Annotated in this window: 12 protein-coding genes; 7 read left to right on the top strand and 5 right to left on the bottom strand. The window is 61.4% G+C overall.

Annotated features, from left to right (window positions below; genetic code table 11):
- Positions 1-271 precede the first annotated feature (271 nt).
- From ACMGE0_RS22105 to ACMGE0_RS22095, 3 genes are all read left to right on the top strand, one after another.
- Positions 272-1,555, top strand: a complete 1,284-nt coding sequence (locus ACMGE0_RS22105) for a flavin-containing monooxygenase (RefSeq protein ID WP_436818040.1) — start codon at positions 272-274, stop codon at positions 1,553-1,555.
- Between the two features lie 20 nt (positions 1,556-1,575).
- Positions 1,576-1,989 carry a RidA family protein gene (locus ACMGE0_RS22100; protein WP_436818039.1) on the top strand — a complete coding sequence of 138 codons (414 nt, stop codon included), beginning with the start codon at positions 1,576-1,578 and terminating at the stop codon, positions 1,987-1,989.
- A gap of 84 nt (positions 1,990-2,073) precedes the next feature.
- A complete protein-coding gene (locus ACMGE0_RS22095) occupies positions 2,074-2,751 on the top strand; it encodes a DUF1028 domain-containing protein (RefSeq protein ID WP_436818038.1) in 678 nt (225 codons plus the stop codon).
- Positions 2,752-3,179: 428 nt separating this feature from the next.
- Here the strand turns inward: ACMGE0_RS22095 and ACMGE0_RS22090 are convergent, their stop codons facing one another.
- The 4 genes from ACMGE0_RS22090 to ACMGE0_RS22075 form a co-directional block, all read right to left on the bottom strand.
- Positions 3,180-3,452, bottom strand: coding sequence for an amphi-Trp domain-containing protein (locus ACMGE0_RS22090; RefSeq protein ID WP_436818037.1), 273 nt, complete (start codon positions 3,450-3,452; stop codon positions 3,180-3,182).
- Between the two features lie 187 nt (positions 3,453-3,639).
- On the bottom strand, positions 3,640-4,770 hold the full coding sequence (locus ACMGE0_RS22085; protein ID WP_436818080.1) for a patatin-like phospholipase family protein: 1,131 nt from the start codon (positions 4,768-4,770) through the stop codon (positions 3,640-3,642).
- A 148-nt stretch (positions 4,771-4,918) separates the two neighbouring features.
- The gene (locus ACMGE0_RS22080) at positions 4,919-5,662 is read right to left on the bottom strand and encodes an acetoacetate decarboxylase (RefSeq protein WP_436818036.1); all 744 of its coding nucleotides are present in this window, start codon (positions 5,660-5,662) and stop codon (positions 4,919-4,921) included.
- Between the two features lie 40 nt (positions 5,663-5,702).
- Positions 5,703-6,509, bottom strand: a complete 807-nt coding sequence (locus tag ACMGE0_RS22075) for a 3-hydroxybutyrate dehydrogenase (RefSeq protein WP_436818035.1) — start codon at positions 6,507-6,509, stop codon at positions 5,703-5,705.
- 289 nt (positions 6,510-6,798) lie between these two features.
- Here ACMGE0_RS22075 and pstS point away from each other — a divergent pair, with 289 nt between their 5' ends.
- The 4 genes from pstS to ACMGE0_RS22055 all read left to right on the top strand — a co-directional run bounded on the left by pstS (position 6,799) and on the right by ACMGE0_RS22055 (position 11,844).
- A complete protein-coding gene (pstS, locus tag ACMGE0_RS22070; protein ID WP_436818034.1) occupies positions 6,799-7,872 on the top strand; it encodes a phosphate ABC transporter substrate-binding protein PstS in 1,074 nt (357 codons plus the stop codon).
- A 42-nt stretch (positions 7,873-7,914) separates the two neighbouring features.
- Positions 7,915-9,645, top strand: coding sequence for a Na/Pi cotransporter family protein (locus ACMGE0_RS22065; protein WP_436818033.1), 1,731 nt, complete (start codon positions 7,915-7,917; stop codon positions 9,643-9,645).
- A gap of 107 nt (positions 9,646-9,752) precedes the next feature.
- Entirely contained in the window at positions 9,753-10,751 is a 999-nt protein-coding gene (locus ACMGE0_RS22060; RefSeq protein ID WP_436818032.1) for a DUF808 domain-containing protein, read from the top strand.
- Positions 10,752-10,878: 127 nt separating this feature from the next.
- On the top strand, positions 10,879-11,844 hold the full coding sequence (locus tag ACMGE0_RS22055; protein ID WP_436818031.1) for a magnesium and cobalt transport protein CorA: 966 nt from the start codon (positions 10,879-10,881) through the stop codon (positions 11,842-11,844).
- A 394-nt stretch (positions 11,845-12,238) separates the two neighbouring features.
- On the opposite strand, the gene ACMGE0_RS22050 is transcribed toward ACMGE0_RS22055, so the two are convergent.
- Positions 12,239-12,763: a nuclear transport factor 2 family protein gene (locus ACMGE0_RS22050; RefSeq protein ID WP_436818030.1), complete on the bottom strand. Its 525-nt coding sequence runs from the start codon at positions 12,761-12,763 to the stop codon at positions 12,239-12,241.
- Between the last annotated feature and the right edge of the window lie 58 nt (positions 12,764-12,821).

Genomic DNA, 12,821 nt, shown 5'->3' with positions numbered 1-12,821 from the left:
GAAGCCCTGATGCCAAGTGTCACGTCTGGAGGCGGAGGATACGCCCCTGCCGATGCGAAGGCGCCAGACGGCAGCCTAATATTTGCGGTTTGCCACAATGTAAATGTTCCCTCACCAACGTGGTCAGACCGAAAGTCCCCCTGCCCTGCTTTCGGCAATCCTAACCAGTGCTGCAGCAAATCATAATTTTCCGAATGGCAAGCGTTCGTTAGAGCGGAACGACAGCTGACGCCGATCGACGGGTCGCGGCGAAACAGAAAAGGGCAGTTGCATGTCAGTCGAGAAGTTCCATACGCTGGTGGTCGGAGCCGGCCAGGCAGGCGTGGCCATGAGCGAACACCTGAGCCGAAACGGCGTTGATCACATCGTGCTCGAGCGCGGTCGCATTGCCGAGCGCTGGCGTTCCATGCGCTGGGATTCGCTGGTTGCCAACGGCCCTGCATGGCACGACCGATTTCCCGGCTTGGCCTTTCCCGGCCATCCGGATGCGTTCGTGCCCAAGGATGGCGTCGCCGATTATTTCGAAGCCTATGCCGACATGCACAAGGCGCCGATCCGCTGCGGCGTCGATGTCACCAAGGTCGAACGACTTGAGAACCGCCCCGGCTTTGGTGTCGAAACCTCAGATGGCGTGATGGAAGCCCTCAATGTCATTGCCGCCACCGGTCCGTTCCAGAAGCCGTCCATCCCGCCGATCGTACCTGCAGATGCTCGCGTCACGCAGATGCATTCGAGCGATTACCGCAATCCCTCGCAGCTTGCCGATGGCGCCGTCCTGGTCGTCGGGGCCGGTTCGTCCGGCGTGCAGATCGCCGAAGAGCTGATGCTGTCTGGCCGCAAGGTCTATCTGTCCGTCGGCCCCCATGATCGCCCTCCCCGCGCCTATCGCGGCCGCGATTTCGTCTGGTGGCTGGGCGTTCTCGGCAAATGGGATGCGCAGGCGCAGGCTCCCGGTTCGGAGCACGTCACCATTGCCGTCAGTGGCGCACACGGCGGCAAGACCATCGATTTCCGACGTCTGGCGGCGCAAGGTATGGTGCTTGCCGGCATGACCGGCGCATATCGGGACGGATCGCTTTCCTTCGCGGACGATCTCGTCCACAATCTCGATCGCGGCGATCAGAGCTATCTGTCGCTGCTCGACGAGGCGGATGCCTTCGTTCTCCGCAACGGTCTCGACCTGCCGTTGGAGCCGGATGCGCGCACGCTTGGGCCGCAGGTCGACTGCGTCACCAACCCGCTGCGCGAACTGAACCTGCAAGAAGCCGGCGTGACCACCATCATCTGGGCCACGGGCTTTGTTTCAGACTATGGCTGGCTGAAGGTGAATGCCTTCGACGATGCCGGCCGCCCACAGCACCGGCGGGGCGTCTCGTCTGAAAAAGGTATCTATTTCCTTGGTCTTCCATGGCTGTCCGGCCGCGGCTCCAGCTTCATCTGGGGCGTTTGGCACGATGCAAAACATGTGGCCGACCACATCCTCATCCAGGACAATTACCTCGCCTACGCGCCGCAACCCCGATCAACCGGCAGAGACCGCCGGCAGCCTGCATGAACAATCCGATGGAGAAGAGAATGGCCCATACGCGCATTCGCAAGTTCAACACCAAAGAAACCTATCCGGAACAGAACCTCGACAACGACCTCTGCCAGGCCGTTGTTGCGCGCGGCACGATGATCTTTCTGCGCGGCCAATGCCCGCAGGATCTCGATACCGCCAAGAACATCGACAGCCATGATCCGGTGGAACAGACCCATAAGGTGATGCAGAACATCCGCCAGCTGGTGCAAGAAGCCGGCGGTCAGATGGAGCATATCACCAAGCTGGTCGTCTATCTGACCGACGTTCGCCATCGCGAGACTGTCTACCGAACGATGGGTGAGTACATCAAGGGCGTGCACCCCGTCTGCACCGGCCTCGTCGTTGTGGCGCTGGCGCGGCCGGAATGGCTCGTGGAAATCGACGCGACGGCCGTCATTCCGGACTGAGATTTTCAAACAGCTGTCAACCGGCCTTCGTCGGCCGACGAAGACACATAATCATATCCCCGCCGTCCTGACACAGGAGTTCCCATGACCTTCTCCATCGTCGCTCGCTGCGAGCAGACCGGCCAGCTCGGTGTGGCGATTTCGTCTTCGTCTCCCGCGGTCGCCGCCCGCTGCGCCTGGGCGCGAGCCGGCATCGGCGCGGTTGCCACCCAGAACGTCACCAATCCGGCGCTTGGCCCGAAAATGCTGGAGGAGCTTGCAAACGGCGCAAGCGCGGCCGACGCCGTCTCGGCCGCGCGTCAGAGCGACGACTTTCCGGATTATCGCCAGTTGCTGGCGGTAAATGCCCAAGGCGAAACAGCCATTCATTCCGGTCCCAAGGCGCTTGGAAACTGGACCGAGGCGACCGGCCGCCAATGTGTTGCCGCCGGCAATCTGCTGGCAAATGAAGGAGTGCCGCGAGCGATGGTCGAAACGTTCGAGGCAACGTCAGGTTCTCTGGGGGACAAACTGATCGCGGCGCTCAAGGCGGCAGTCGATGCGGGTGGCGAGGCCGGCCCAGTTCATTCGGCAGGCCTGCTGATCGTGGACAAGGAATCCTGGCCTTTTGCCGAACTGCGGATCGACTGGCTGGACGAGGGCTGCCCCATCGCCGCAGTTGCGAAAGCATGGAAGGTCTACAAACCGCAAGCGGCGGATTATGTTATGCGAGCACTCAATCCGCTGGCCGCTCCTTCCTATGGTGTACCGGGCGACGAATGATCCGCAAACCTGTCAATTAGCCGGAAGCCAGCGTGCTCGGCGCGAATATCGCGGTAACCGCGGCGAGATCAGTGGAAGCCGCCTCCTTCGGATGCAGTTCATCGGCCCAACGGCCTCGGACACAACCGCGCAGATCAACGACGGTGACATCGTCCTTTCTCTCGGTGATCGGCGTGTCGTGGACAAAAGCGCCGTCCTTAACACCCACCTCGAGCTAATATTGCGCGGCCTGCTGAAACAATGAGCGTTGGGCCTGACCAAGCTGGGTTATTGGTCACGCGATTTTTTCGATCTGGAACGGTAGAGCTTTGGATCGGGAGTAGGGGTTTCTGCAGATGCAAAAAGTGATGCAACCCATCCAAGCTCCTCCGTCCGGCACGGAGGAGCTCTCTTCGTTTATCGGACCATTGGTGCGAAGGTAGCCGGTCTTACACGGCAGCCTCATTTTCGTCTTCGCTCACGCCCTCGGCGTCGTCTTCCGCCTCGTCAGCTTCCCAGCTCAACTGAAATTCGAGTTCCGCACGTCCCTCTTCGATTTCGAAAGCGATCGAAGCGGTGGCCTCTTCCGACACAAGAACCTCTTCTTCGTCGATCTTGATCGTGAAACGCCCGTTCGATTCCAGAGTATCGGCCAGCCGGCGAAGTTCTGCGACAAACTCCGCCAGAGAATAATCCTTTTCAATTTCGCGTCCGGATTCCATTTCCCGGTTCCTTTGATTGGAAATTGGCCACTAAATCAAAGCGAAAAACTGTAAAACCGCGATGACAAAATGTTATCAGGCGCGTGAATATTATAATAAAACGATATAGCCAAATAAATTTCATAAAAATTTTACTTTAAATATATTACGGCCGGAAGGTCACGAGCTTGCCGATTAAAATATATGATCAGTTTGGGTCATCCCGATGCACGTCGTGCACGTTCATGCCGATCCATTCCGGCGGCTTCTCAAACCATTGGCGGTGCTTCAGCGTCTTGCGCGTGTCCTGGTAGCCAGAGTCCCAGTGCTCCCGCATCGACGTGCCGGAAAATTCATAGTCCTTCGCGTCGCTCTCATAGATCTTCTGCTGATAGATGAGATGAACGATATTGATCTGCGGTACATCCTCCATCTTGGCGAGGAACTGGCGGTCTTCGTCCGTCAAGTTTTCGGGCGGCACACGCATTAGCGCCCGGTGCAGCCTCAACCGCATATTGTGCATACGGCGGAACGTATCGGTGTTATTGCGCGTCCGGCTGGAATACATGATGTCCTTGTGGCGGGCGAGCACATCCGCCATGTCGCGCGGCAGGATGCCGCGCGCGCTGAAGAGATCGACCTGGAACACCAGCGTGTCGTGCACGTCGTCCTGCTCCAGCAGATATTGCAGCGGCGTGTTGGAGACGATACCGCCGTCCCAATAATATTCGTTTTCGATGAGGATCGCGGGAAAGGCGGGCGGAAGAGCGCCTGAGGCCATGATGTGCCGCGAGCCCAGCACTTCCAAGTGGCTATCGAAATAGCGGTAGTTGCCGGTGCGGACGTTCACCGCCCCGACGCTGAGGCGGTGGCTGCGATCGCTCAGCACCTTCCAGTCGATCAGGCGGTTGAGCGTGTTCTCGAGTTCGGACGTGTCGTAGAAGCTGGTCGCGCCGGTCGCACCCGCAAGCTGGAACCACGGATTGATCCGGTGCGGCGAAAAGAAACCCGGAAGGCCTGCTGCCATCGTCATCCACGAGCTCGTCTGGTTGCGCAGCTTGCGGAACAGATCTCCATCCGGCGTATAGGACCAGATCTTCCGGCTGGAGATGGTCTCCCAAAAATTGCGCAGCCGGTCCAGCCGGTCGCCCCGCCTGTTGCCGGCGATAATCGCCGCATTGATCGCGCCGATCGAGACGCCCGACAGCCAGTTCGCCTCAATACCCGCCTCGTCGAGCGCCTGGTACATGCCGGCCTGATAGGCCCCGAGCGCGCCGCCGCCCTGGAAGACCAGCCCGACCGACTGATAGGCGGCGACCAGTTCCGCGATGCCCGGCATGTCGGAATCCAACTTGGGCCTGCCCTTGATTGCCTCGTCCATTGCTTTTGTCCCCCAGAGCAAGTCCGGCACGAGCCCGTAGCGCTTTGCATCCGGAGTTGCATGAAAACAAAGAGATGGAGCACGTCCTGATAAAGACGGAAATGCCCTATCTCAGCTCATTCAGGTAGTCATGCACGACCTCGCCGAGGCCCAGGGTCAGGTCGGCGATGAAATGTACGGCCGAAACGATCTCCACGACCGGCAGGCGGACGACGTCGGCAACGACGTGGCGGAAGAGCTGCAGATCGGCCGGTCCCGTCCAGGCCCCCTTCACGGTGATGTCTTCGAGATGATAGCGCACCAGCTCGCAGATGCGCGGCGTCGCATCGACGTGCGGGATGATCTTGATCAGGAAATTCGGCTTGGCAAGCGAATGGGCGATCTCCGCGGTATCGAGCGGACGGTGCTTGTAGCCCATGCTGGCGCTGGCGCAGAGCACCGAGCCGTAATGCAGCGTGCCGACGATGACCTCGCCCTCGTGCACGAGCTTGGGATAGGCGAGCTTCTTGGGGAAACCCCAGATTTCCCGGCCGCCTGCGATCGGGGCGTCGTCGTCGAGATACATGGCGTGCACATAGACGCCCTCCTGCCCCTCGAAGCGGACCGGGATCACCTGGCCGGATTCCGTGTAGTCGCCGAAGCCGGTGGAGTCGGGCATCCTGATGAATTCGTACTTGACGACGGGCTCGGCGATCTCCAGCGGTTCCGGCACGACGGCCCTGAGCGCATCGGGATCCGTGCGGTAGCTGATGATGACATATTCCCGGTCGACGAAACGATAGGGCCCCTTCGGATAGGCGGGGTTCGTCAGCGGCATGGCATAGACATTGCGGACGTCGGTGACTTTCATATCCCTCGTTCCTTGAGATGAGAAATCCTGCGGATGCCGCTCAATGCGCCGTCCAGCCGCCATCGACCGAAAGGATCGCGCCGGTCATCGACGCGGCCTCGTCGCTGGCCAGGAACAAGGCGAGGCCGGCGATGTGATCCACCGTTACGAACTGCTTCGTCGGCTGCGCTTCGAGAAGCACGTCATGGATGACCTGTTCCTTGGTAAGGCCGCGCGCCGCCATCGTGTCGGGGATCTGCTTTTCCACCAGCGGCGTCCACACATAGCCCGGGCAGATGGCATTGACGGTGACGCCGTCGGTGGCCGCTTCCAGCGCCACGGTCTTGGTAAGCCCGGCGATGCCGTGCTTGGCGGCCACATAGGCGGACTTGTAGGGCGAGGCCACGAGCGCATGGGCGGAGGCGACGTTGATGATGCGGCCGAAGCCGCGCTGCTTCATCGCCGGCAGCGCCGCCTTGATGGAATGGAAGGCGGCGATCAGGTTGATCTGGATGATCGCCTGCCATTTCTCGTCTGGGAACTCCTCGATCGGCGAGACGTGCTGGATGCCGGCATTGTTGACGAGGATATCGCAGCCGCCGAAGCTTTCGAGCGCGAGCTTCACCATGTCGCCGATCTCGGCGCCAGAGAGCATGTTGGCCGGCGAATAGATGCAGCGCACGCCGAATTCCGCCTCGATGCCGGCGCGTTCCGTCTCGATCGCATCGGCCTCGCCGAGACCGTTGATGACGATGTTCGCCCCCGCAGCGGCAAACCGGCGGGCCATGGCAAGCCCGATCCCGCTCGTGGAGCCGGTGATGAGGGCGGTTCGGTTGGCAAGGGTTTTCGGCTGGCTCGCGTCGTTCATCGGGTTCTCCATCGTCGCTTGGCGCAGGCGTTCTTCGCAAGGTTGGAGCACATCGACATTTCATGGAGATGACAGACGTTCCCGCGTGATCCGGACGGCTGTTTTGGCAAAAAACAATACTGTCATTTCATCGTCAAGTAATAGGATTAGTAAATAAACGGTCAATACGTGGGGTAGACGTTTGACGCCTTAAATCATCCGGCACTTGGTGCCCGGCAATCTGCAACAGACCGCCGGGACGGCGGGGCCTTCTGTTGGCGGCGCGCGTATTATCGAGGGGAGATTCATAATGAATATTTTCCGGCCCTCTGCCTGCAGCGCCTGGTGCAGGATCGCGCTGATGCTCGGCGCCATCACGTTTTCCGCCGCGAATGCCCATGCCGAGCCGATACGCGGCGGCGGCTCGACCTTCGCCGCTCCGATCATCCATCTCTGGTCCCGTGATTATGAGGCGATGCGCACGGATGGCGGCGACTTCACCTCGCCCGACTGGCAGGTCGATTACGAGCCGGTCGGCTCGCTCGCAGGCGTCATGCGTCTTAACCAGCCGGAAACGGATTTCGCCGCGACCGACACGCCCCTGCCGGCGGAGGAACTGAAGAAACGCGGGCTCGTGCAGTTCCCGATCGTCATGGGCGGCATCGTGGTCGTCGCCAATCTCGACAATGTCGGGGCCGGCACCCTGCGTCTTTCCGGGCCGGTGCTCGCCGATATCTATCTCGGCAAGGTCACCAGATGGTCGGACCCGACCATCAAGGCGCTGAACCCGGATCTTACGCTTCCCGATGCGGCGATCGAGGTGCTGCATCGCGAGGATGGTTCCGGCTCGACGTTCACCTTCACAAGCTTCCTCTCCAAGGTCAGCCCGGAATGGGCCGGCAAGCTCGGCGCCGGCACGCTCGTCAAATGGCCGCTCGGCCGCGGTGAAAAAGGCACCGGCGGCCTGGCGAGCCTGACGGCGGCGACGAAGAACAGCATCGCCTATCTCGAATACGGCCAGGTCCTCCGGCTCGGCCTTCCCTTCGCTGCGCTGCAAAATCAGTCCGGAGCCTTCGTCCGCCCGAGCCCGGAGACGTTCAAGGCAGGCCTGGAGACCGTCGCCTGGGACGGTGCGACCGGATTTTCCGCCGACACGACCAATCCTGCCGGCGAAAAAGTCTATCCGATGGCGGTCGTGACCTATGCCGTCGTGCCGAAGAACCGCGGGGAAGAACGCATCAACCGCGTGCTCGACCTGTTCAGGCTTGCCTTCAGCCGCGGCGGCGACGAGGCGAGTGCTCTCGGCTACATCCCCGTCTCGCCGGCGCTTGCCAGCCAGATCGAAGCGTACTGGACCGCGAACCTGGGCCCCGTCGGCAACTAGGCCCGGACCACCGTATTTGCTCCAATAGAAACGAGTCTTCCCATGGAAATCGATATCTTCAAGGACATTCTGGTGCCGGTCATCGGCGGATTGGGCATCTTCATGCTCGGCCTGGAATTCATGGCCAACGGCATCCAGGCGCTTTCCGTTAACCGCATGCGGGAATTCCTCGCCAAGGCGGCCGGCACGCCGATCAAGGGCGTGCTGGCGGGAACCTTCATCACCGGCGTCATCCAATCCTCGACCGCCATGACCGTCATGGTCGTCGGCCTCGTCAATGCCGGCGTGGTGGGGTTGCGCCCCGCCATCAGCGTCATCATGGGCGCCAATATCGGCACGACGCTGGGCAACGGCCTGATCGCACTGCCGCTCGGACCGCTCGGTCTGATCCTCGGCGGCATCTTCGCGCTCATCTATTGCTTCGCGAAAAGCGAAAGGGTCCGCAACATCGCGCTCGCCTGCATGGGCTTCGCGCTGATCTTCTACGGCCTCAACCTGATGACCGGCGGTCTGCGCCCCCTGCGCAACCTGCCTGAAGTCATGGAACTCCTGCAGACGCTGAAGGCGGATTCCTATTTCAACCTCATCAAGTGCGTGCTGATCGCCGCCGGCGTCACCGCGATGATCCACTCCTCCTCGGCGACCATCGGCATCGTCATGGGCTTGGGTGCCGCCGGCATCCTCGACTGGACGACCGCGGTCGCCTTCTCGCTCGGCGCCGACCTCGGCACGACCATCACCTCCTGGATGGCATCGCTCAATCTCTCGAAGAACGCCAAGCGCGCAGCCTACGCCCATATCTCCTTCAACATCATCGGCGTCTGCATCACCGTCCCCCTCTTCTTCGTCTCCATCGGCATCCTCGAATGGGCGATGCAGTGGTTCGGCGGCGACCCCGCCATCCCGGTGGTCGTCGACGGCAAGGAAACCTTCCCGCTGGTGCCGGTCGCCGTCGGTCTCTACTCGACCGTCTTCAACGTCTTCAACACGCTGCTGCTCTTCCCCTTCACCGGCGTGTTCGAGCGCGTGCTGTCGCGCGTCGGCCGCACCGACCAGGAGGACATCGAGGACTACTCGACGCCGAAATTCCTCGACCGCAAGCTTGCCAATGACGTCGCCAAGGCCGTCCCCGCCATCCAGCAGGAAACGGCGCGCCATCTGCAGGCCGGCGCCGTGTTCCTCAACATCGCCCGCGGCGACAAGAAGGCTCCCTCGGACCCCGGCGAGCACTACCTGGCGACCGATATTCTCAGCCGTGACATCCGCCGATACACGGCCGACCTGATGAAGGAAGACCTGCCCTACGAGCAGCTCGACCTCATCGCCAGCCTGATCGAGGAAGCCGATTTCACCGCCGCATTGACGGAGTCGATGCATCAGGTCGCCCGCCGCGTGAAGCGCGAGAAATTCGGCAGCCAGGCTGAACCGATCGTCAACACGGCGCTCGACAGGCTCGATGCGGCACTTCGTACGATCATGCCGGATTACGGCGTCGCCGATCCGAAGATGCCCGCGGGCCATGTCAGCTATCCGAAACTGGAAGAACTGCGCGCGAAGACCCTGTCGCTCGGTCCCAATGCCGGCGCCGGCGAACGCGGCACGATCCTGGCGCTTCTCGGCTCCATCGAGCGTGCGGAAATCCTGATCCGCCGCATCGATGACGAGCGCAAATCCGTCAACCGGCAGAACGTGCTGGCGCGGGCCGCCGCCCGGAGCGGAAGCCGCGAGCGCCCCATGGACGAAAGCGGGTTGAGCCCGGTTCCGGCCGAGTGACCGACCTCTCCATCAGGCGCCGCAACCATCCGTCGCGGCGCCTCTTCCTGGCTGCCGCCCGATTGGATATCCTCGTTGTCCATCGTCCTTGAACAAGAGGTTTGCTTGTGAGCGTCGGCCTGATTGCCCTCCTTGATGATATCGCAGCCCTTGCGAAGGCGGCCGCCGCTTCCCTGGACGACGTGGCCGCCCAAGCGGGCAGAGCCAGCGCCAAGGCCGCCGGCGTCGTGATCGACGACGCAGCCGTCACGCCGCGTTACGTAACCGGCCTTTCGTCGGCGCGCGAACTGCCGATCGTCGCGAGGATCGCCGTCGGTTCCCTCAAGAACAAGCTTCTGTTCCTCCTGCCGGCCGCACTCGTGCTCAGCCTTCTTCTGCCGCAGGCCGTGACACCGCTGCTCATGCTCGGTGGGCTCTACCTCTGCTATGAAGGCGCCGAGAAGGTCTACGAGCTTGTCGTGCCGCATGCTGCCCATGCCCACGAGACCGCGCTCGAGACGACCAGCGTCGATCGGAAGACCTTCGAGGACGAAAAGGTCGCGAGCGCCGTCAGGACCGATTTCATCCTGTCGGCCGAGATCATGGCGATCACCCTCGGCTCCCTGTCCGAGGCAGGTCTGGCGATGCAGGCGCTCGTGCTCGCCCTGGTCGGCACGATGATCACGGCTGCCGTTTACGGCGTCGTCGCCTTGATCGTGAAGGCGGACGATTTCGGCCTCTGGCTCGCCCAGCACTCCTCCCCTTCCCAGGCGGGCGCGTTCCTGCGCATGCTCGGGCGCGGTCTGGTGCAGGGCATGCCCTATCTTCTCAAGGTGCTCGGTCTGGTCGGGACGGCAGCGATGATCTGGGTCGGCGGCGGCATCATCGTGCACGGCGCCGAAACCTTCGGTTTTGTCTGGCTCAGTCATCTCCTCCACGACGCCGGGGAAAGCGCCGCGCATGCGATGCCGGCCGTCGGCGCCGTGGTTTCCTGGCTGGTCCAGGCTGCCGGCTCGGGTCTCGTCGGCATCCTTGTCGGACTTGCGGCCATCCCGGCCGTCGGCTATGTCGTCGCGCCTGCTTGGCAGTGGTGCGCGACGCGCCTGCGCAGGACGAAGACCGCATGAAGGAGCGGCAGCAGGTGGCGTTTGCGCTCGCGGAGGGAACCCTGCGACCGGCTTTCACATATGTGTCAAAGCGGTTGGCTATCCACGGCGTGCAGGCGTTCCATACAGCATCGCGCAGGAGGCTGCCATGACGGTCATTGCATCCCATCTCTACCGTGATGGCAGACGGATAGAGGAAGTCCCCTTCCACGCTGCCGCGATCCCTGCCCGGGAAACCGATTTCATCTGGATCGGCCTGCATGAGCCGGCGCCGGACGAGCTTGCCTTCCTCAAGAAAAGCTTCGGCCTGCACGAACTTTCCGTCAACGATGCGCTGAACCCGCTGCAGACCCCGAAACTCAGCGCCTACGACGACCAGATCTTCGTTCTCGCCCAGACGGCCAAGCTTGAGGGCGACCGGATAACCTACGGCCGCACGGCGATCTTCGTGGGAGACCGATACATCATCACCGTTCGCCACGGCTCGGATCGCGGCCATGGCGAGCTGCGCGGCCGGCTGGAGACCTCGCCGCATACACTGCGCCACGGCACCGACTACATCCTTCACGCCATCCTGGATTTCATCGTCGACGGCTATCTGCCGATCGTCCGCACCATCGAGGATTCCGTCCTCGATATGGAGCGGAAAATGCTCGACAGCTTCCTCGACCGCGCCCAGATCAAGCGCATTTTCCGGCTGCGGCGCGAGGTCATCCTGTTCCAACGCGTGCTCGATGCCATGCTCGATCTCTGCGGCAAGCTCGTGCATCTCGACCTCCCCTGCCTCGACGTTGAAGCCAAGCCCTATTTCCGCGATGCCCTGCAGCACATGCACCGGGTCGAGCAGATGGTGGGAGGCCTACGCGAGGTCATTACCTCCGTATTCGAAGCCAGCAACCTGCTCGAACAGCAGCGGCAGGGAACGATCACCCGCCAACTCGCCTCATGGGCGGCAATTCTTGCCGTCCCGACCGCGATCGCGGGAATTTACGGAATGAATTTCGAGAACATGCCGGAGCTCAAGATGACCTATGGATATTTCACGGTTCTCGGCATCATCGCTGCGTCATGCACCGTGCTCTACGTTGGTTTCAAGCGTGCCAAATGGTTGTGACGTTTGAACTGTCTCGCTTTGTCGAAGGGAGATCGACGTGTCGATAAACCCGAGCGCTCACTATCGGACCGACTTCCGTGAGGCAGTGGCAGCAGCGTCGGTCCGCTGTTTGGCCCTTCCGCGCTCATCGCTGCAGGTCGAACTCCGGCGTTTCGATCCGGTCGATAAGAAGGGATCATTGGTTGAATTGAACCTACTTCAGATACAGCCAGCAACGTCGAACCGCAGAGCCATCGGTTGAGAAGCGGTTAACGCCCGCCGGCTGCCTCGCCGAAATCCAGCTAGTACGGATATAAGCGTGACCAATTCTCAAGCGATGGGGTAAATTCGTCGTGCATGAATAGCAGGTGAACCCTCCCGGCGCCCAACGCCACTTGGAGCAACCGGAAGAACCTCAATCCTGGCTGCGGCGGGTAAGAGGCCTCTGATAAGAGACATCGCTGCGGTCCCATGCGCCTTCAGGATAGCCGTTGGGCGTATCGAAAATGGTCGCGTCCGCCTCGGCTCGCCAGTCGATATACAGCTTGCGTAGCTTGATCCGCCACTCGCCGTTTTCCTTTGTCAGCTTATCGATATAACGGCCGCCACCCAGAATTACGGTTTTCTTGTTCCTCCGCCGCAATGCATAGAGGCAATAGGACTCAGCATGGGCGGTGTCGCCGTCGATCTCGCAATTGTGCGTCGTGATGTTGTGCGTATGGGAGAATGTGTTTTCCGAATGGAATTCGTTTGCCCATTTCGCAAACTCCACGGGGTGCCCGTCGAACACGCCGTGTTCGTCGATTCCATCGGGATGATAAACGCTGATGATCATGTCGTCGTCATGCCGGTCAATTCCTCGGGCGTATCGATTGACGCAATCAAGAATGGCTTGACGATCGAGAAGGTACTGCACCTCCGGAATGCTGGAACTTAACATGGCTCCTCCCGAGCGGCGCTTAAGCCGCCTTGCCTTGGACGTTCTTCTAGCTGCGACC

The sequence above is a fragment of the Neorhizobium descurainiae genome (assembly GCF_051400715.1).
GTDB lineage: Bacteria > Pseudomonadota > Alphaproteobacteria > Rhizobiales > Rhizobiaceae > Neorhizobium.
The sequence above is the reverse complement of the archived record's forward strand: the minus strand, read 5'-3'. Positions and strand labels throughout refer to the sequence as shown.